18 protein-coding genes are annotated in these 17,327 nt (G+C 64.1%); 5 read left to right on the top strand and 13 right to left on the bottom strand.

Features of this window, described 5'->3' with window-relative positions; all coding sequences use genetic code 11:
* Nucleotides 1–4: 4 nt before the first annotated feature.
* Together FJ951_RS08680 and FJ951_RS08675 are read right to left on the bottom strand one after the other, a co-directional pair.
* On the bottom strand, nt 5–838 hold the full coding sequence (locus tag FJ951_RS08680; RefSeq protein ID WP_246671702.1) for an SDR family oxidoreductase: 834 nt from the start codon (nt 836–838) through the stop codon (nt 5–7).
* 165 nt (nt 839–1,003) lie between these two features.
* Entirely contained in the window at nt 1,004–1,714 is a 711-nt protein-coding gene (locus FJ951_RS08675; RefSeq protein ID WP_246671697.1) for a GntR family transcriptional regulator, read from the bottom strand.
* A gap of 249 nt (nt 1,715–1,963) precedes the next feature.
* Between FJ951_RS08675 and hutH the strand changes: the two genes are divergently transcribed.
* Entirely contained in the window at nt 1,964–3,460 is a 1,497-nt protein-coding gene (gene hutH / locus FJ951_RS08670) for a histidine ammonia-lyase (protein WP_140514475.1), read from the top strand.
* A 43-nt stretch (nt 3,461–3,503) separates the two neighbouring features.
* Here the strand turns inward: hutH and FJ951_RS08665 are convergent, their stop codons facing one another.
* The 6 genes from FJ951_RS08665 to FJ951_RS08640 form a co-directional block, all read right to left on the bottom strand.
* Entirely contained in the window at nt 3,504–4,184 is a 681-nt protein-coding gene (locus tag FJ951_RS08665; protein WP_140514473.1) for an aspartyl/asparaginyl beta-hydroxylase domain-containing protein, read from the bottom strand.
* 133 nt (nt 4,185–4,317) lie between these two features.
* Nucleotides 4,318–4,533, bottom strand: a complete 216-nt coding sequence (locus tag FJ951_RS08660; RefSeq protein ID WP_140514471.1) for a KTSC domain-containing protein — start codon at nt 4,531–4,533, stop codon at nt 4,318–4,320.
* A 165-nt stretch (nt 4,534–4,698) separates the two neighbouring features.
* Nucleotides 4,699–5,637, bottom strand: coding sequence for a sugar ABC transporter substrate-binding protein (locus FJ951_RS08655; protein WP_140514469.1), 939 nt, complete (start codon nt 5,635–5,637; stop codon nt 4,699–4,701).
* Between the two features lie 14 nt (nt 5,638–5,651).
* A complete protein-coding gene (locus tag FJ951_RS08650) occupies nt 5,652–6,647 on the bottom strand; it encodes an ABC transporter permease (protein ID WP_140498090.1) in 996 nt (331 codons plus the stop codon).
* A complete protein-coding gene (locus FJ951_RS08645; protein WP_246671696.1) occupies nt 6,647–7,645 on the bottom strand; it encodes an ABC transporter permease in 999 nt (332 codons plus the stop codon). Before FJ951_RS08645 ends, FJ951_RS08650 begins: the two co-directional genes overlap by 1 nt.
* Complete coding sequence (locus tag FJ951_RS08640) at nt 7,642–9,141, bottom strand: sugar ABC transporter ATP-binding protein (RefSeq protein WP_140514467.1); 1,500 nt, start codon at nt 9,139–9,141, stop codon at nt 7,642–7,644. The genes FJ951_RS08645 and FJ951_RS08640 overlap by 4 nt, the downstream gene beginning before the upstream one ends.
* Before the next feature lie 311 nt (nt 9,142–9,452).
* Between FJ951_RS08640 and FJ951_RS08635 the strand changes: the two genes are divergently transcribed.
* From FJ951_RS08635 to FJ951_RS08625, 3 genes are all read left to right on the top strand, one after another.
* Entirely contained in the window at nt 9,453–10,127 is a 675-nt protein-coding gene (locus tag FJ951_RS08635) for a GntR family transcriptional regulator (protein WP_140497544.1), read from the top strand.
* Nucleotides 10,128–10,304: 177 nt separating this feature from the next.
* Nucleotides 10,305–11,816 (top strand): altronate dehydratase family protein, encoded by a 1,512-nt coding sequence (locus FJ951_RS08630; RefSeq protein ID WP_140514465.1) that lies wholly within the window; start codon nt 10,305–10,307, stop codon nt 11,814–11,816.
* A gap of 59 nt (nt 11,817–11,875) precedes the next feature.
* Nucleotides 11,876–12,622, top strand: a complete 747-nt coding sequence (locus tag FJ951_RS08625; RefSeq protein ID WP_140514464.1) for an SDR family NAD(P)-dependent oxidoreductase — start codon at nt 11,876–11,878, stop codon at nt 12,620–12,622.
* Nucleotides 12,623–12,686: 64 nt separating this feature from the next.
* Here FJ951_RS08625 and FJ951_RS08620 read toward each other — a convergent pair whose 3' ends face one another.
* Nucleotides 12,687–13,214 (bottom strand): hypothetical protein, encoded by a 528-nt coding sequence (locus FJ951_RS08620; RefSeq protein ID WP_140514462.1) that lies wholly within the window; start codon nt 13,212–13,214, stop codon nt 12,687–12,689.
* A gap of 77 nt (nt 13,215–13,291) precedes the next feature.
* On the opposite strand from FJ951_RS08620, the gene FJ951_RS08615 reads away from it, so the two are divergent.
* Nucleotides 13,292–14,227, top strand: coding sequence for a LysR family transcriptional regulator (locus tag FJ951_RS08615; protein ID WP_140514460.1), 936 nt, complete (start codon nt 13,292–13,294; stop codon nt 14,225–14,227).
* Between the two features lie 41 nt (nt 14,228–14,268).
* On the opposite strand, the gene FJ951_RS08610 is transcribed toward FJ951_RS08615, so the two are convergent.
* The 4 genes from FJ951_RS08610 to FJ951_RS08595 all read right to left on the bottom strand — a co-directional run.
* Nucleotides 14,269–15,339, bottom strand: a complete 1,071-nt coding sequence (locus tag FJ951_RS08610) for a tartrate dehydrogenase (protein ID WP_140514458.1) — start codon at nt 15,337–15,339, stop codon at nt 14,269–14,271.
* Entirely contained in the window at nt 15,326–15,457 is a 132-nt protein-coding gene (locus FJ951_RS08605) for an isocitrate/isopropylmalate family dehydrogenase (protein ID WP_246671701.1), read from the bottom strand. The genes FJ951_RS08610 and FJ951_RS08605 overlap by 14 nt, the downstream gene beginning before the upstream one ends.
* Before the next feature lie 89 nt (nt 15,458–15,546).
* Nucleotides 15,547–16,380 (bottom strand): S-formylglutathione hydrolase, encoded by an 834-nt coding sequence (gene fghA, locus FJ951_RS08600; protein ID WP_140514455.1) that lies wholly within the window; start codon nt 16,378–16,380, stop codon nt 15,547–15,549.
* A 274-nt stretch (nt 16,381–16,654) separates the two neighbouring features.
* Nucleotides 16,655–17,327, bottom strand: a 673-nt coding sequence (locus tag FJ951_RS08595; RefSeq protein WP_140514453.1) for a zinc-binding dehydrogenase, incomplete at its 5' end; no start/stop codon positions are given.

Genomic DNA, 17,327 nt, shown 5'->3' with positions numbered 1-17,327 from the left:
TCGGCTATTGCCAGCCGAGATGGCGGCCACCCGTCGCCTGCAGGTCCGCCCCGGTGATGAAGCTGCCGGCGTCGGAGCAAAGCAGCAACGCCGCTCCCGCCATCTCGCGCGCCTCGCCGGCCCGCTGCATCGGCGCGGACCCCTTCTGGATCTCCGCCCATCTGGCCGCGTCCTCGCGGCGCCAGCGATTGCGCTCGGTAACGACAAGGCCGGGCGACAGGTTGTTGATCGTCACCCCGTGTGGCGCATAATCCTTGGCAAGGTTGAACGACAGATTGTGCTGCGCGCTCTTCAGCGCGGCATAGACGGCGAGATCGGATTCGGGCCGCGTCTGGTTGATGCTGCCGATCGTCAGCACACGGCCCCAGCCATTGTCCTTCATGCCGGGCAAGGCGGCCTGCAGCAATTCGATCGTCGCCTTGAAGTTGATCTGGATCTGGTGCTCGATCTGCTCGGCGGGTAGATCGAGGAAAGGCGTGCGGTACTGGATCGAGGCGCAGACGACAAGCACGTCGACACCACCCAACGCCTCGATCGCCGCCTGGACACAGCGAGCCGCCTCTCCGGCCCGAGCGAAATCAGCATCGATGGCGACGCCGCGCCTGCCCTTCCCGCGAATTTCACGGACAGCTTCGGCGGCCGCATCCGGCTGCCCGAATGCCACGTCGGCGTCGCGAGCGAAATGGACGGCCACATCGGCGCCCGCCTCGGCAAAAACCCGCACGATCTCACGACCGATGCTGACGCTGCCGCCGGTCACCAAGGCGCGCCGGCCAGCCATCGTGAAGCGCTCGGCAAGAGCCAGCGCATTCTGGATGTCGATCTCTTCCTTTTGCACCGTCAATAGCCCAGCCTTTCCAATTTGATCACACTTTTCTTTGGAGTGCTCTTCAAAACGCATTTTCAGGGAGAAATCCAGAACCAATTCTTCCATTTGATCAAATCAGGCAAGCTGAAAAGCAGCGTCCCTGGCGGCAGCGGCTAGACGAGGGCGTATAGCCCGTCACGCGCGCCCATCGGAATTGGACAAGATTCTAAGATTTCGCGACAGACCGTCGCCCTCTATGGCGTTGACCAGTGTCTCGCTGCCTTGGCGCAGATGCTGCGTCAAAACGCTGACGGCCTTGCCGGCGTCGCGTCGCCGGCAAGCGGCCAAGAGGTCGCGATGCTCCGTCTGCGAGCGGGCGCGGTAGTCGAGGTTCGACAACAGGATACGGACGTAGCGGTCGGCCGCATTATGGTGCGCCTCGATCAGGCCGAGCAACCGGCGATTGCCGCAGGCGTCATAAAGCGCCAGATGAAAGGCCCGGTTCAGCACGCCCCACCTGCCGACATTGCGCTCGGCATCGATCTGATCGAGCACCTGTTCGGCCTCGTCCAGCTTGCCGCCGGGCAGGCCGGGAATGGAGAGCCGCAGTGCCTCGCACTCGAGCAGTTCGCGCACGGCATAGATCTCTCGGATCTCGTCGCCGTCCATTCTGGCGACGTGCGCACCCTTTGTCGGGTGGATGGACACGATGCCTTCGGCCTCGAGCTGACGAAGCGCGTCCCGGATCGGCATCCGGCTGAAGCCAAACTGCTCGGCCAGATCATCCTGGCGCAACGTCGTGCCGGCCTTCAGGGTCCCGCTGGCAATGGCCTCGCGCAAGACATTGGCGACCTGCTCGGCAACCGTTTGCGGCCTCTCGATCAAGCCTTCGCCAAATCCGCGCAATCCATGCTCCCATTTCACGTATCGTCAGCTTAGGGGAAAGCTTCATTCTCGGATATAGGTATCCATGTGTACGAGAAGAGTTGCAAGCCGGCGGCGATGCGCCCGGCATGGACGCGAGATCGCCGCGGCGAAACCTTCGGAACGGGAATGGCTTGCAGTTTGGCCCGCGGAAACAGCAAAACCGGCAGCCGCCAGCCGCATGCGGTGAGGCCCGCGCGGCATTGGCGGCAGCGATCATGGGGGCAGGATATGACACTCAGAATGGTAGTGCTTGACGGCAAGCCGCTCAGTGCGGCTGATGTGGCCGAGGTCGCACGGCGCAACGCCCGCCTCGAGTTGGGCGGTCAGGCGATGCGCCGCATCCGCGAGAGCCGTGCGCTCATCGAGCATCTCACGCAACTTGGCAAGCCCATGTATGGCGTCACCACCGGTCTCGGTGCGTGCGTGGATACGCCGCTTGCGCAGGCCGACCTGATCGCGTTCCAGCATAGCGTACCGCTCAGCCACAGTATGGGCATCGGCCCCGCCCTTCCGACGGAGGCCGTGCGGGCGCTTATGGCCGCAAGGATTTCAGGCATGGCGGCCGGCGGCACCGGCACCTCCGAACATGTGGTCATGGGCCTTGTGGCGGCACTTAACGCCGGGGTTCATCCGGTGATCCCCAGTTGGGGATCGATCGGGGCGGCGGACCTTGCCGCCCTCGGGCATATGGCAAGGGCGCTGCGCGGCGACGGCGAAGCGGAGTTCCAGGGCAAGATCATGCCGTCCGCCGAGGCGCTGGCTCTCGCCGGGCTCGAACCACTCAACCTGCGCGAGAAGGACGGCCACGCCATCATCGTCGCGAACAGCCTTTCGACCGGAACGGCATGCCTGTGCCTGGAAGACGTCGCCCATCTCATCGACTGGTCGCTGGCTGCCGTGGCCCTCAATTATGAGGCATTCCGCTCATCCGTCAGCGCAATCAGCGAGGAGGCGCTGTCAGCCCGCCCGGCATTCGGCCAGCGCGAGATCGGCGCGCGTCTGCGGGCGGAACTGGCGGGAAGCGGCCTGTGGGAGGACAACGCCGCGCGGCGTCTCCAGGACCCGCTCAGCTATCGCTGCGTGCCGCAGGTGTGGGGCGGCCTGCTGCATGCGTTCGAACAGGCGAAGCTGGCGACGGAGATCGAACTGGCTCATTCGGGCGACAACCCGGTTATCCTGCCGGAGATCGAGCGGGTCGTCTCGAACGGCAACTTCGACCTGACGGCGATGACGCTGGCCTGGGAACAGCTCGGCCAGGCGCTTGCGCATTGCGCGGTCGGCACCGCCAACCGTTGCATGAAGCTGATGTCGCCGATAACGGCGGAGCTGCCGCGCTTCCTGTCGGCCAGGGGTGGGAGCCGCCAGGGCTACGCGGAGCTGCAGAAACCGCTTGCCGCGCTGGAAGTCGAGATCCGGCACCTCGCCAACCCGATGTCGCTCAGCCCGCTTGCCGTTTCGGACGGCATCGAGGATCAGTCGTCGATGGCCCCGCGCGTGGTGGCCAAGACAGCCGAGATCGTCGAGCGGCTGCGTTATCTCGTTGCGATGGAACTGATCTTTGCGGCTACGGGGGTAGAATTGCGCGGTGTCGTCGACGGCATGGGCGACGGACCGCAGCGCACCTTCGCCGCCGTGCGCTCCCTTGTCAGCCCGCTTGACGACGACCGCGAAATGAGCACGGACATGACACGGATCGCACGGATGGTGGCGGGCCCACGCGACTGACGCGCCAAGGCGCTCGGCGAGCCCATGGCCCGCGAGCCTCTCCTCACGCAGAAAAGGACACGCCTCTGCGGCGCATGCCTGCCTGCACGCCGTGGACGATCAGCCGTGACAGGATTTCCATGTCGGGCGGCATTCGTGGACGCCAGATATCCAAAAGCAGGGCCACGCGAGGCTTGTCGGCGTTGTTTGTCACTTCATGAGGGAACGTGTCGTCCCACAACAGACACTCGCCGTCGGCGATCCGCCTCTCCTGATGATTGATCATCATGACCGTCGCCGGACGACCATCTGCCTGTCGAGGGATCACCAGGCCGAGATGGAACCTCATTATGCCCCTGAATGGGCCGCGGTGGCTGGGAATGTGCTTGCCCGGAGCCAGGAAAGAGATCGCCGCCGACTTCACCTCAGGGCATTCTGCAAGCAGCCGGTCGAGGACCGGCATTCGCGCGAGGTTTTGCGGAACCGCGACATCGTAAGCCTTGAGCACGAACATACGCCAGTCGCGACCGTCATTGGCCGAGATGTCGGCCTGTTCAGGCATGATGTCGTGGAAGCGGGGCGCCTTGCCCACGGCAAGCGCTTCGTCGCGGATGGCCTGCCAGGCGGCCGTGAACTTGGTGGCGTTTGGAAATTCGCTGGCGGTATCGAGGATCGCCGGCGCGTCGATGCGCTTTTCGTAGATCCGCCGCACCAGACCGGATGCAAGATCGTAAACTTGAGACATTTCATGGCCTCGAGGACATCATGAAACGAATATCCGGCAATTAAGTTGCTGATCTTGTTCGGCGTATGCCTGTCAGCACGAATTCGTGACCGACGAACAGTCCCGCGATCCCGCGCCTTGTTGCTGGCGTTCGTCAGCGTTCAGGGGCGCGTTCGACCAGACGAAACCTGTAGCGATCCCGTATGAATTCATTGAAGAAGCGCCCCTTGGAAGAGGCGGCTTTGAAGGCAGCGTAGGTCTCGGGCTCCACGTCTTCGTAGTCGTAGCGGTTTCCGCTCGGTACGAACCAGACCGAAAGCGCCCTGGTGGTGGGATCGTACTGTGTGCTGCGGATGGCCGTAGAAGGCATTGGCGTTCTCCCGGATGGATAATCCGGGGCGCAAACGGAAGTTCCAACTGTGCCGGGCAGCCCTGGCCGACAGGCCTTTCCATTCGGGAGCAGCGCAGCCGGATCGTCCGTCCGCGCCAGGAGATGAAGGAGCCGGCCCGCTTCTGCCGAGCCGGCCCCAAGGGATCAGAACGCCGGCTCGACCGCGTTGACATTGTCCTTGGTGACGACCGTCAGCGGGATCGGCAAACGGTCCTTGACCTCCTTGCCGTCCATGATCTCCGCCATGGTGTTGATCGCCAGGCGGCCGTCCTCGACCGGCGACTGCACGATGGTGGAGTACATTTCGTTGGTGCGGATCGATTCGAACGCGTCCTTCTGGCCGTTGATGCCGACGATCGGCGGTGCCGCCTTGGACGGATTGGCCTCCTTCCAGGCGTCGATGAAGCCGCGCGCCATGGTGTCGTCATTGGCATAGACGCCGCTGATCTGGTCGCCGAAACGGGTGATCAGGTCGCGGCTGACCACCAGCGCCTTCTGCTGGTCGAAATCGGCATTGACCGTATCGAGCACCTTGATGTCGGCGCTGGTTTCCTTGAGACGATCGGTGAAGCCGCCGACGCGGCCGATCGTCGTGCCGTTGCCGGCCTGGCCGGCGATGATGACGACGGAACCCTTGCCGCCAAGCGCCTTGCTGAGCGAGTCGGCCGCAAGCTTGCCTTCCTCGTAAACGTCGGGCCCGGTGAACGACTTGATGAACGGCTTGGCATCGTCGCTCATCGGCGAGTTGATGAGGATCGCGGGAATGTTCGCCTGCTGTGCGCGGGCGAGGCCCGGTATGTAGGCCTGCGGGTCGAGCGGCCACAGGATGATGCCGTCAACCTTGCGCGCGACGCAGGTGTTGAGCTGCTCGGTGCCCTTCTGGACGTCGAAATCCTGGCTGAGGCTCAGGATCTCGATGCCGAGCTCGCCGGCGCGCGCCTGGAGCGCCTTGTTGGCCGGCGTCGCATAGGCATGCGAATCCGCGGCCGTGACGTAGCAGACCGTCTTTGCACTGGCCCAGCCCGTCGAGGCCAATATTACCGCCATGGCGGTAATGTGGAGCATGCTTTTCTTGCCAACCATAGGTTTCCTCCCGATCATGTATTTCCTCCTTGAGTGATTGGATTGTCGCGAATGAGCGCGGGGCCTGTGCCCGGCGCCCTCCCCTTGGTAGTCACGGCCCGATCGAGCACGACGAGCAGGATCAGGATAAGCCCCGACACGACTTGCTGGACGTATGCGGGAACGGATTGGAACTCCATCGCGATGGTCAGCGAGCCGATCGTCAGCACGCCGCCAAGCGTGCCGAGCGCGGATCCCTTGCCGCCTTCGAGGCGGGTTCCGCCGACCACGACCGCGGCAATGACGGCGACCGTCAGTTCCGAGCCGAAGACGGGCGAACCGGTGTTGGTGACGAGGCTCTGGAGAACGCCTGCGAGACCGGCGAGCGTGCCGGCGAAGACGAAGCCCAGAAAAACGATGCGATCGGAGGCGATGCCGCTCTCCTTGGCCGCCGCCGGATTGGACCCGACCGCAAAGACATTTCGGCCCGGTATGGTACGCGTCAGCCAGACATGCAGCAGCACGATCAGAACGATGAACAGCGCACTGCGGATGGTGAAGATTTCGAGATGGATCTTGGCGAACGCCAGCGAAAGCATGATGTCGGTGCCGGTCACCGGCTGGCTGTTGGTGATCCAATGCGCGAGCGAGCGGAAGATCAGCATCGTCGCCAGCGTCAGCACTAGCGAGTTCACCTTCAGCCCGACGACCAGCGCGCCGTTGATGGCGCCTGCCAGCATGCCGACCAGGATACCGACAAGTGCGGCAGGCAGGATGCCGATCTCGCGCTGCAGGATGACCGACATGATCCCCGCCAGCGCGAACACCGCGCCGCCGGAGAGGTCGATCTGGCCGGCGACCAGAAGCACCGTAAGTCCAATGGCGATCAGGCCGATCGTCGCCGCCCGGTCGAGGCCGAGTCCGAGGGTCGATGCGGAGAAATAACCCGGAACCGCCAAGGCGGAAATGATCAGCGTCAGGCCGAGGATGATCACCACCCTGTGCCGCGAGGCAAGCGCCAGGAACCTCATCACGCCACCCCCCTCTTGCGCAATGCCGCGTCCATGCCGACGGCGCCGACGATCAGGATGCCGAGGACAAAACCCTGGATCGGCGTGCGCACGCCGTCGAGCACCATGACGTTGGTCAGAAGCTGCACGAAGATCAGGCCCGCGATCGCCCTCGGCACCGAGCCGAAACCGCCGATAATCGACACGCCGCCGACCACGACCGCGGTGATGGCGCTGAACTCGTAGCCGGCGCCGATCAGCGGCCGCGCGCTTTGCAAGGTCAGGCCCAGCAGGCCGCCGCTGACGCCCGAAGCCAACGCCGTGATCACGAACGCACCGGCCTTCACCGCTCGCACGGGCACCGCGCTCGCCTCGGCGGCGCTGTAATTGCCGCCCGTGGCGAGCGTCCACCTGCCCCAGAAGGAGCGCGAGAGGACGAAATGCCCTATGAGAGCGATCAGCAGGAAAATCAGCACCACGACCGGGACGCCGAAGAGCCGGCCCTTGGCGAATTCGGCCGAAGCGGGATTGTTGCCATAGACGATGACGCCGCCGACGGCCGCCTGCACGATGCCCAACCCGATGGTGCCGATGCCGAGCGTAGCGATGATGGGATTGATACCGACATAGCCGACCAGCACGCCGTTGAGCAGGCCGATAAGGCCCGCAAGCGCCACCGCCAGGACGAAGGCAGGAACCGGCCCGATCATTGGCTGCAGCCCGAGCGAAAGGATGGCCCCGCAGGCGATGGTGGCCGGCACCGACAGGTCGGCCAAGCCGCCTGCCACAAGCACGAAAGTCATGCCGACGACGACGATGCCGACAATGGACATCGAGGTCAGGACGTTGAGCAGATTGCCCGTGGTGAAGAAGGCGGGGCTGACGAATGAGCCGTAGAGCATCACTGCAAGGATGGCAAAGCCAAGCCCCGCCTTGGACAGGACATCGGCAAGCCTGCTGCCGCGCGTGAAGCGGTCATTGCGGTTCGCCCCGCTGGTCTCCATGGCCGCATCAGTCATGCCGCCTCCCCCGTCGCCAGCGCCATGATGCGCTCCTCGCTCAGTTCGGCGCGGGCGAGCGGCTCCGATGCGCGGCCGTCGCGCATCACAACGACGCGATCGCAGACGCCGAGGATTTCGGGGAGTTCCGACGAGATCATCACCACCGCCATGCCGTCGGCGACAAGCCGGCCGATGATGCTGTGGATTTCGGCCTTGGCGCCGACGTCGACGCCGCGCGTCGGCTCGTCGAGGACGAGCACAGAGGGCTTGGCCGCGAGCCATTTGGCGATGACCGCCTTCTGCTGGTTGCCTCCCGACAACAGGTTGATGCGCCGCTCCCCGTCGGGCGGCGAAATGGAAAACTGCTTCACATAGGTCGCCGCCAGCGAACGGTCGGCGCTGCGCCTGATGCGGCCGAAGCTGGTCAGACGCCGCAATATCGGCAGGCTGATGTTCTCGCGGACCGACATGCCCGGAACGATGCCGTCGCCCTTGCGGTCCTCGGGGACGTAGGCGATCCCGGCTCGCACCGCCTCGGAAGGAGAGTTGATGGCGACCTTGCGCCCGTTGACGCTGACCGTTCCCTCCACCAGCCGCGACAGGCCGAAGATGGCGCGCGCTACCTCGGTGCGCCCCGCCCCGACCAGTCCGGTCAAGCCCAGTATCTCGCCGGCGCGCACATCGAAGCTGACATCGCGGAAATGCGCCCCGTCGCCGATGCGTTCGACACGCAGCACGGACTTGCCGATCGCGGCCGGGCTTTTCGGGAACACGTTGGCGACCTCGCGGCCGACCATCAGCCTGATCATCTCGGCCGCGGTTATGCCGTCGATCGGACGGGTCTCGATCATTGAGCCGTCGCGCAGCACGGTCACCTCGTCGGCGATCTCGAGAACCTCCTTCAGCCTATGGCTGATGTAGACGATGGCGATGCCGTCATCGCGCATCTTGCGAAGGATCCGGAACAGCGCCGCGGTTTCGTGCTCGCTCAGGCTCGATGTCGGCTCGTCCAGCACGATGATCCTGGGCTGCGCCGCGTAGGCCTTGGCGATCTCGACCAGTTGCTGCTGGCTGATCGACAGGTCGCCGAGCCGCGCGCGCGGGTTGATGGCCGCGCCCAACTCGTGGAGGACGGCGGCGGCCTTCCTGACCATTTCGCCCTTGTGCAGCCAGCTCCATTTGCCGGGCATGCGGCCGAGATAGACGTTCTCCGCGACGGTCAGGTCGGGAACAAGATTGATCTCCTGGTGCACCATGCGGATGCCGAGCGCCTGGGCGTCGGCGGGACGCCGCATGCGCACTTCGGCGCCGCCGACGAGGATCGTGCCGGCGGTCGGAGCGTAGGATCCGTTGAGCACCTTCATCAGCGTCGATTTGCCGGCGCCATTCTCGCCGACGACCGCATGGACGGTGCCGAACCGGACAGCGAAATTGACGTTCGACAGGGCCTTCACGCCGGGAAAACTCTTGGAGATGCCTCTCATGTCCAGGGCACAATCGGCGGCGGCACTCATCTGGGCTTGGTCCTCCCTGGTAGCATGCGGGCAGCGTTATGTTAGTATAATGCACTTCAAGGCACGGTTCGGCCCACCTCGAGCCCGCCCGAAGGCCCCTTTCAGCGCATCCGCACCAGGCACTTCACCATAGGCTGAAAATCACGCAACGGGCGGCACTATTGCACTAATATAATAGTTCTGGCAAGCTGGATCTGACCGCTCCCGTCACTGGCGTCGGATCGCAACGAACCCGGCGTCGCAAGCAGGTGCATTCCGTTTGACATTCGAATAATTTTGCCATTTCAGGTGGACGAACGATGGGATTTTCCATGGATCTAGATCCTTCGACCCTCAATCGAGCCCTCCCGCTGCGCGACCAGATCTACAACAAGATCCGCAACATGATCGTCGTCGGACGGCTGAAACCGGGTGAGGTCATCAATGAGATCGCAATTGCCGAAGCGCTGGGCGTCTCGCGCACGCCCGTGCGCGAAGCGGTCAAACGCATCAGCGACGAAGGGCTCGTCAAGATCCTGGCGCAGACCGGCACCTACGTTGCTCCCATCAGCCGGGCCGACCTCGAGGAAGCCTATGTCATCCGGCGTGCATTGGAGATGGAGAGCGCCAGGCGCGCCGCCGCCAAGCTGACGCCGGCTGCCTGTGAATTGCTGGAAGACAACATGGCCGCGCATAAGCTCGCCATTGCGCGCGGCAGGTACGCCACAGCGATTCAGCTCGACGACGTCTTTCACCGCACCATTGCTGAAATATGCGGCTTGCCGATGATCTGGCGCGCCGTCGACATCTCAAAGGCGCAGATGGATCGCGGCCGCTATCTCGCCATTCCGAAGCCCGGCTATGGCGAGCAGACGATCGAGCAGCACGAGGCCATTCTGGACGCGCTGAAGCGTCACGACGCCGAGGGCGCCGCACAGGCAATGGAGCATCACCTCGAGACGTCATTTCGCAACACGCTCGAAGTCGCCGCCGAGCTTCTCGACTGACGACCTCGACTGAGCGCTGAGACGGGCGGCGCAGGTTTGAGGTCCCGAACCTGGCATCCGACCGGCTTGCCGATGCCTGGTGAGCCGTGTTCGCAGCTTGACCGTTGACAATCTATTATATTAGTATTCCGATCCATTCGGCGGCATTGTGCCGGCGGGGCTTTTTCAGAGTTCGTAATGGCGCGGTTCATCCAGCTTTCGCATGCCGACAACATCCTTCTGGCGGTCGATCCGTTGATGATCGGCGACAAGGCAGGCGACATCCCCGCGAAGGCGCGCATACCGCGCGGCCACAAGATGGCGATCCGCGACATCGCTTCGGACGAGCCGGTCGTGAAATACGGACAGACCATCGGATTCGCCCGCGGGCCGATCGCCGCCGGCGATTGGGTTCACGAGCACAATGTATATCTGCGCAATTTCGAACGCGACTATCTGTTCGGCACCAACGCCAGCCAAACGCCTGTCGTCCCTGAAGCCGAGCGCGCGAGCTTCATGGGTTACCGCAGGCCGAGCGGCAAGGTCGGGACGCGCAACTTCATCGCTGTCCTGACCTCGGTGAATTGTTCGGCCAGTGTCGCCCGCTTCATCGTGGAAGAGGTCAACCGCTGCGGCATCCTGCGCGACTATCCCAATGTCGACGGCGTGATCTCACTCGTCCATGGCACTGGCTGCGGCATCGACACCAAAGGCCCCGCTTACGACCTCTTGAAGCGCACGCAGTGGGGTTTTGCCACGAACCCCAATGTCGGCGGCGTGCTGATGGTCGGGCTCGGCTGCGAGGCGTTCCAGATTCCGCGCTGGATGCAGTCCTACAACATCGAGGAGAGCACGACCTTCCGCACGATGACGATCCAGGAGACCGGCGGCACACGCAACACGGTCGAGGCCGGGGTCAAGGCGATCGTCCATATGCTGCCCATCGTCAACGCCGCGCAAAGGACGCCACAACCGGCCTCCGAACTGGTGCTCGCGCTGCAATGCGGCGGGTCGGACGGCTATTCCGGCATCAGCGCCAATCCGGCGCTTGGCGCCGCCGTGGACCTGCTTGTCGCGCAAGGCGGCACGGCGGTGCTGTCCGAGACGCCGGAGATCTACGGCGCCGAACATCTGCTCACCATGCGTGCGGAAAACCGCGCGGTCGGCGAGAAGCTGATCGAGCGTATCCGCTGGTGGGAGGACTACACAGCCAAGCACGACATGGAGATGAACAACAACCCGTCTCCCGGCAACAAGCTCGGCGGGTTGACGACGATCCTGGAGAAGTCGCTCGGCGCGTCCGCCAAGGGCGGGACGACCAATCTGCGCGCGGTGCTGGAATATGCCGAACCGATCAACGAACGCGGCCTCGTCTTCATGGACACGCCCGGCTACGATCCGGTTTCGGCAACCGGCCAGGTCGCCGGCGGCGCGAACATATTGTGCTTCACCACCGGGCGCGGTTCGGCCTTCGGCTGCAAGCCGACGCCCTCGATCAAGCTTGCCTCCAATTCCTTCATTTTCGAGCAGATGCGCGAGGACATGGACATCAATTGCGGGGACATCCTCGACGGCGTCACGCTGGACGACAAAGGCCAGGAGATCTTCGCAGAGATCCTGCGCGTGGCATCGGGTGGGCGTACCAAATCGGAATCGCTGGGCTACGGCGACAATGAGTTCGTGCCCTGGAATCTCGGCGCCACCATGTAGCGACATCGCCCGCCCGCAACGGGCAACCTCAATTCACTCAACCAGAAAGAACGCTCGGCATGAACAGGATCGATCTAGACGGCCAACACGCCGTGGTCACCGGAGGCGCGCAAGGCCTCGGCTTCGCGATGGCCAAACGTTTCGTCGCCTCCGGCGCGACGGTCACCTTATGGGACGTCGACGAGGCGCGCCTCGAAGCGGCCAAGCGCGACCTTGGCAAGGCCGCCACGACCCTGGTCGTCGACATTGCGGATTGGGAGGCGGTGGACGCCGCGCGGGCAAAAACCGAGGAGAGCGCCGGCAAAATCTCCATCCTGGTCAATTCTGCCGGCATTGCCGGTCCCGCCGCCCCGCTCGACAGCTACGACATAGAGACGTGGAAGAAGATCATCGACATCAACGTCAACGGCACCTTCTACGTCAACCGCGCCGTAGTGCCCGGGATGAAGGCGCGCAATTACGGGCGGATCGTCAACATCGCTTCCGTCGCTGGCAAAGAAGGCAATCCCAACGCCGCCGCCTATTCCGCTTCGAAGGCGGCGGTCATCGGCATGACCAAATCGCTCGGCAAGGAGCTCGCGCAATATGACATTGCAGTCAACTGCATCTCGCCGGCCACCGCGCAGACTCGAATCCTCGAACAGCTCACGCCCGAGCACATCGAATACATGCGCTCGCGCATTCCACGCGGCCGTCTGCTGGAGGTCGACGAGGCCGCCGCCATGGTCGCTTGGCTCGTCTCAAAGGAAAACAGCTTCACCACCGCCTCGACCTTCGACCTGTCGGGCGGGCGCACGACCTATTAGTCGAATACCCGCGCGCCGCGAAGCGTCTGCGCCGCGGCGCGCCGGTACACCGGCACTTGCTGCCTCACGGAGATGCGGCCGCGTCGCCTGCGAAGACTCGAGCTGCCTGGATCTGGGGGCGCACCATCAGGTAGAACGCGACGACGTGCGTGATCATCAGCAGTGGGACATAGATTACGGGGATCGCGTATGCAGCACCCAACTGCCCCGCCAGCTCAGGAAGACCGGCTTGGCTGCCGTGATAGTAGTCGACGGCGATATCGATCGTCCCCACGAGATTGAACGCGACGACGGACAACCAGAACAGCGGACGTATCCTCGTCGTCAAAAGCGCCAGCATGGCCAACACTCCGGTTGCGAAGTCGCCATAGGCGGCGAAGGTGGCGAAATCAGCCGGCAAATCGCGCCCGACGACGCCTGGAACGATGAAGACAAGCCCGAAGAAGCGGAAGCTGTGCAGCGTGGCGATGGCACGTTGCGCCTCGACCAGGTTGACGGATCTGAGCCGGGGCAAGACATACACGCCGACGCAGAGCAGCCAAGGCACGTAGCCTAGAGCGAGATGTAACAGGAAAATGGTTGCAGGCGACATATGGCCTCCCAAGAGATGTAAGGCGCAATTTACGCCCGCTTCCAGCGGTCGACTATTCGCGATAATGTTGACGGGGCATGAAGCAGAACTTCACAATCCGGAAAGGTGCGCTCGACGGCGTGGAGGCGTTCCTCGGCGTCGCGCAACACCGCAGCTTCCGAAAAGCGGCCGCGGAGCTCGGCGTCACGCCATCGGCGATCAGCCAGGCGGTGCGCGCGCTCGAGGTGCGCGTCGGTGCGGCGCTCTTCATGCGCACGACGCGCAGCGTCGGCCTGACCGAAGCCGGCGAACGGTTCCTTTCGCGCGCAAAGCCCGCTTTCGAGGAACTGGTCGCCGCAAGCGAAGTCGCACGTGAACTTGGGCAGCGGCCGACCGGGCTGTTGCGCCTCTCTGTGCCGCGCGCCGTGGTGCCGATCCTGCTGGAGCCGCTGGTGGCATCCTTTTGCCAGGCCTATCACGAAGTAGAGGTGGAGATCGCCGCAAGCGGTGAGCTGGTCGACCTGGCGGCCGAGGGGTTCGACGCCGGCATCCGGCTCGGCCAGTTCATCGCCGCCGACATGGTCGCGGTTCGGCTGACGCCGCCGTTCCCGCTCGTGGTCGTCGGCAGCCCTGGCTATCTGCGCCGGCAGAAACGGCCGGAGCGCCTCGACGATCTGCGCGGCCATGCCTGCCTGCGCATGCGCCGCTCCAACGGATCGATCGCGCCTTGGCCCTTCATCGACGGCAACAAGACCGTCGAGGCAATCGTCTCCGGGCCGCTGGTCGCGCATGATTACCCGACACTGCTTGGCGCGGCGATCCAAGGTGTCGGACTTGCACAGGTGCCAGGCCCTCTCACCGAAGCCCCGATTGCCGATGGCCGGTTGCAAGCGTTGCTCACGCCCTTCGCCGTCACGACGCCGGGCGTTTTTCTGTATTATCCCGACAGACGCCAGGTCTTGCCCAAGCTGCGCGCGTTCATAGAGCATGTGAAATATCGGGGGACGGACGCCGAAGGCGCGCGAACTCCCTGAGGCCACCGCCCTCGGTGACGTGCTTGCCTGCTCGTGCCGCGCTAATTGGCGAGAAGGGCCGCGATCACCGCGGCGGTAACCTCGGCGGTGCTCGCGGTGCCACCGAGATCGGGGCTGAGATATTCCGCCCGGTCCGTGACAAGCTCGATCGCAACCATGAGGCGCCGCGCGGCGGCCTGCTCGCCGAGATGCTCAAGCATCAGGCTCGCCGTCCAGAACGATCCGAGCGGATTGGCGACGCCCTTGCCGGCAATGTCGAAGGCCGAACCGTGGATGGGTTCGAACATGGACGGCCGGCTGCGCGAGGGATCGATGTTCGACGTCGAGCCGATGCCGAGTGATCCACCCAGCGCGGCGGCCAGGTCGGAGAGGATGTCGGCATGCAGGTTGGTCGCCAAAACCGTGTCGATGCTGCCGGGCTTATTGACCATGCGCTGGGTCATGGCGTCCACCAGCATCCAGTCGACGCTGAGACCGGGATAGTCGCGAAGCACGCCGCGCACGACTTCGTCCCACAGAACCATGCCGTGACGCTGCGCATTCGACTTGGTGACAACTGTCAGAAGCTTGCGGGGGCGCGACAGCGCAAGCTCGCAGGCGAAACGTGCGATGCGTTCTATCCCGGCGCGGGTAAAGACGGCGACATCCATGCCGACCTCGATAGGCAGTCCGCGATGGGCGCGACCACCGACGCCGGCATATTCGCCTTCGCTGTTTTCGCGCACGATCACCCAGTCAATCTGCTTGCCGAGATCGGGCCGCAACGGGCCGGTCAGCCCTGGCAAGAGGCGCGTCGGCCGCACGTTGGCGTATTGGTCGAACCCCTGGCAGATGGCCAGGCGCAGCCCCCAGAGGGTGACGTCGTCGGGAAGGTTCGGATCGCCGACCGAGCCGAAATAGATCGCATCGAAGCCCTCCAATTGCCCGAGGCCGTCCTGCGGCATCATGCGGCCGTTGCGGCGGTAATAGTCGGAGCCCCAGTCGAAGCGCTTGAAGTCGAAGGCCAGACCCGGCTCGACAGCGGTCAGGGCTTCCAGCACCTTCACGCCGGCTTCGACGACCTCCGGCCCGATACCGTCACCGCCGATGACAGCGATCCTATGCGAGGACATTTTCAGTTTCCTTCTCGATGGCAGCGACGATGGCGCCGCGGTTGTGGCCAAGCCATTGCAGCAGCATGCGGGTGGATTCGATCATCGCATAGGGATTGACGATGCCCTCGCCCGCGATATCGGGCGCGGACCCGTGCGCCGCTTGCGCCCTGGCTATGTCGCCTTCGCCGATGCACAGGCCCTACTGCTGATAATGCCGGCGGTTCTTCAGCCTAGCCGAGCGGCGTGCCACTTCAGGTGATCGTCCATGAAGGTCGAGATGAAGTTGTAGGAATGATCGTAGCCTTCCTGCATGCGCAAGGTGAGGTCGATGCCGGCCTTCTTGCAGGCTTCATCGAGCAGCCACGGACGAAGGCCTTCGTCAAGGAACCCATCGGCCGTGCCCTGATCAACCAGGAACTCGCCAAAACGGCGGCCGTCCTCGATAAGCAGCGTGGCGTCATAGGCGCGCCAGTCCCTGTCGTCGGCGCCGAGATATTTCTCGAGCGCAGGCCGCGACCAGCCAGCGGTCGTCGGCTGAACGATCGGCGCGAAGGCCGAGCAACTCCTGAAGCGGTCGGGGTTCTTCAGCGCGATCGTCAAAGCGCCGTGTCCGCCCATCGAATGACCCGATATTCCCTGGCGCGCCATGTCGGCAGGGAAGTTCGCGGCGATCAATCCCGGCAGCTCGTCGAGGACGTAGGAATACATACGGTAGTTCCTGGCGTAAGGCTGCTGCGTCGCATCGACATAGAAACCGGCGCCGCAGCCGAACTGCCAATTATCCTTCTCGTCCGGCACATCGGCACCGCGCGGGCTGGTGTCGGGGCAGACCACGATGAGGCCAAGCTCGGCCGCCAGGCGCCGGTACTCGCCCTTGTCCATGACATTGGCATGGGTGCAGGTGAGACCCGAAAGATACCACAGCACCGGCACCGGCCCATCGTTGACCTGCGGCGGCACGAAGACGGCAAAGGTCATATCGCAGGCGCAGACCTCTGAAGCGTGCGAATAAACACCCTGGACGCCGCCATGCGACTTGGACGTGGAAACGACTTTCATCAACTCTGCCTTTTCGTCATGACCTTTCCGTCCGACATAGCTGCCGGCCGCCGCACCCGCAACCTTCAGCCCTGCAAACAGCACCGGCGGCGTAACCGAGGTGCACCTTGGTCACGCCGCCGGTCGACGCCGGACTTTGGGAACACGCCGACCTGGCCGGGAGGCTGGAGGTAGCGAAAAGTCCGGGCATTTCTGTGGCCCGCCTTCTCAAGCCGACAGGGCTCCTGTCGGTCCAAGCGGGGATGTCCTCGGGCCCGCGGCGTGTGGGCCGCCCTCAGTAAACCACGACACTCCTGATCGACTTGCCCTCATGCATGAGGTCGAAACCCTTGTTGATGTCCTCGAGCTTCAGCGTGTGGGTGATCATCGGGTCGATCTCGATCTTGCCGTCCATGTACCAGTCGACGATCCTGGGCACGTCGGTGCGGCCGCGCGCGCCGCCGAAGGCGGTGCCCATCCAGGTCCGCCCGGTGACCAGCTGGAAGGGCCGCGTCGAGATCTCCTGGCCGGCGCCCGCCACACCGATGACCACCGACTTGCCCCAGCCGCGATGCGAAGCCTCCAGCGCCTGGCGCATCACCTTGGTGTTGCCGGTGCAGTCGAACGTATAGTCGGCGCCGCCGATCTGGTCGGCGCCGCGCTTGGTCATGTTGACGAGATGGGGAACGATGTCGCCGTCGATCTCCTTCGGATTGACGAAATGCGTCATGCCGAAGCGCTCGCCCCAGGCTCGTCTGTCGTTGTTGAGATCGACGCCGATGATCATGTCGGCGCCGGCAAGTTTCAGGCCCTGGATGACGTTGAGCCCGATGCCGCCGAGGCCGAAGACCACCGCGGTCGCGCCTTGCTCGACCTTGGCGGTGTTGATGGCCGCGCCCACGCCGGTGGTCACCCCGCAGCCGATGTAGCAGATCTTGTCGAAGGGCGCGTCGGGATTGACCTTGGCA

The sequence above is a fragment of the Mesorhizobium sp. B2-2-3 genome (assembly GCF_006442405.1).
Lineage (GTDB): Bacteria > Pseudomonadota > Alphaproteobacteria > Rhizobiales > Rhizobiaceae > Mesorhizobium.
This window is presented reverse-complemented; position numbering and strand designations above follow the sequence as displayed.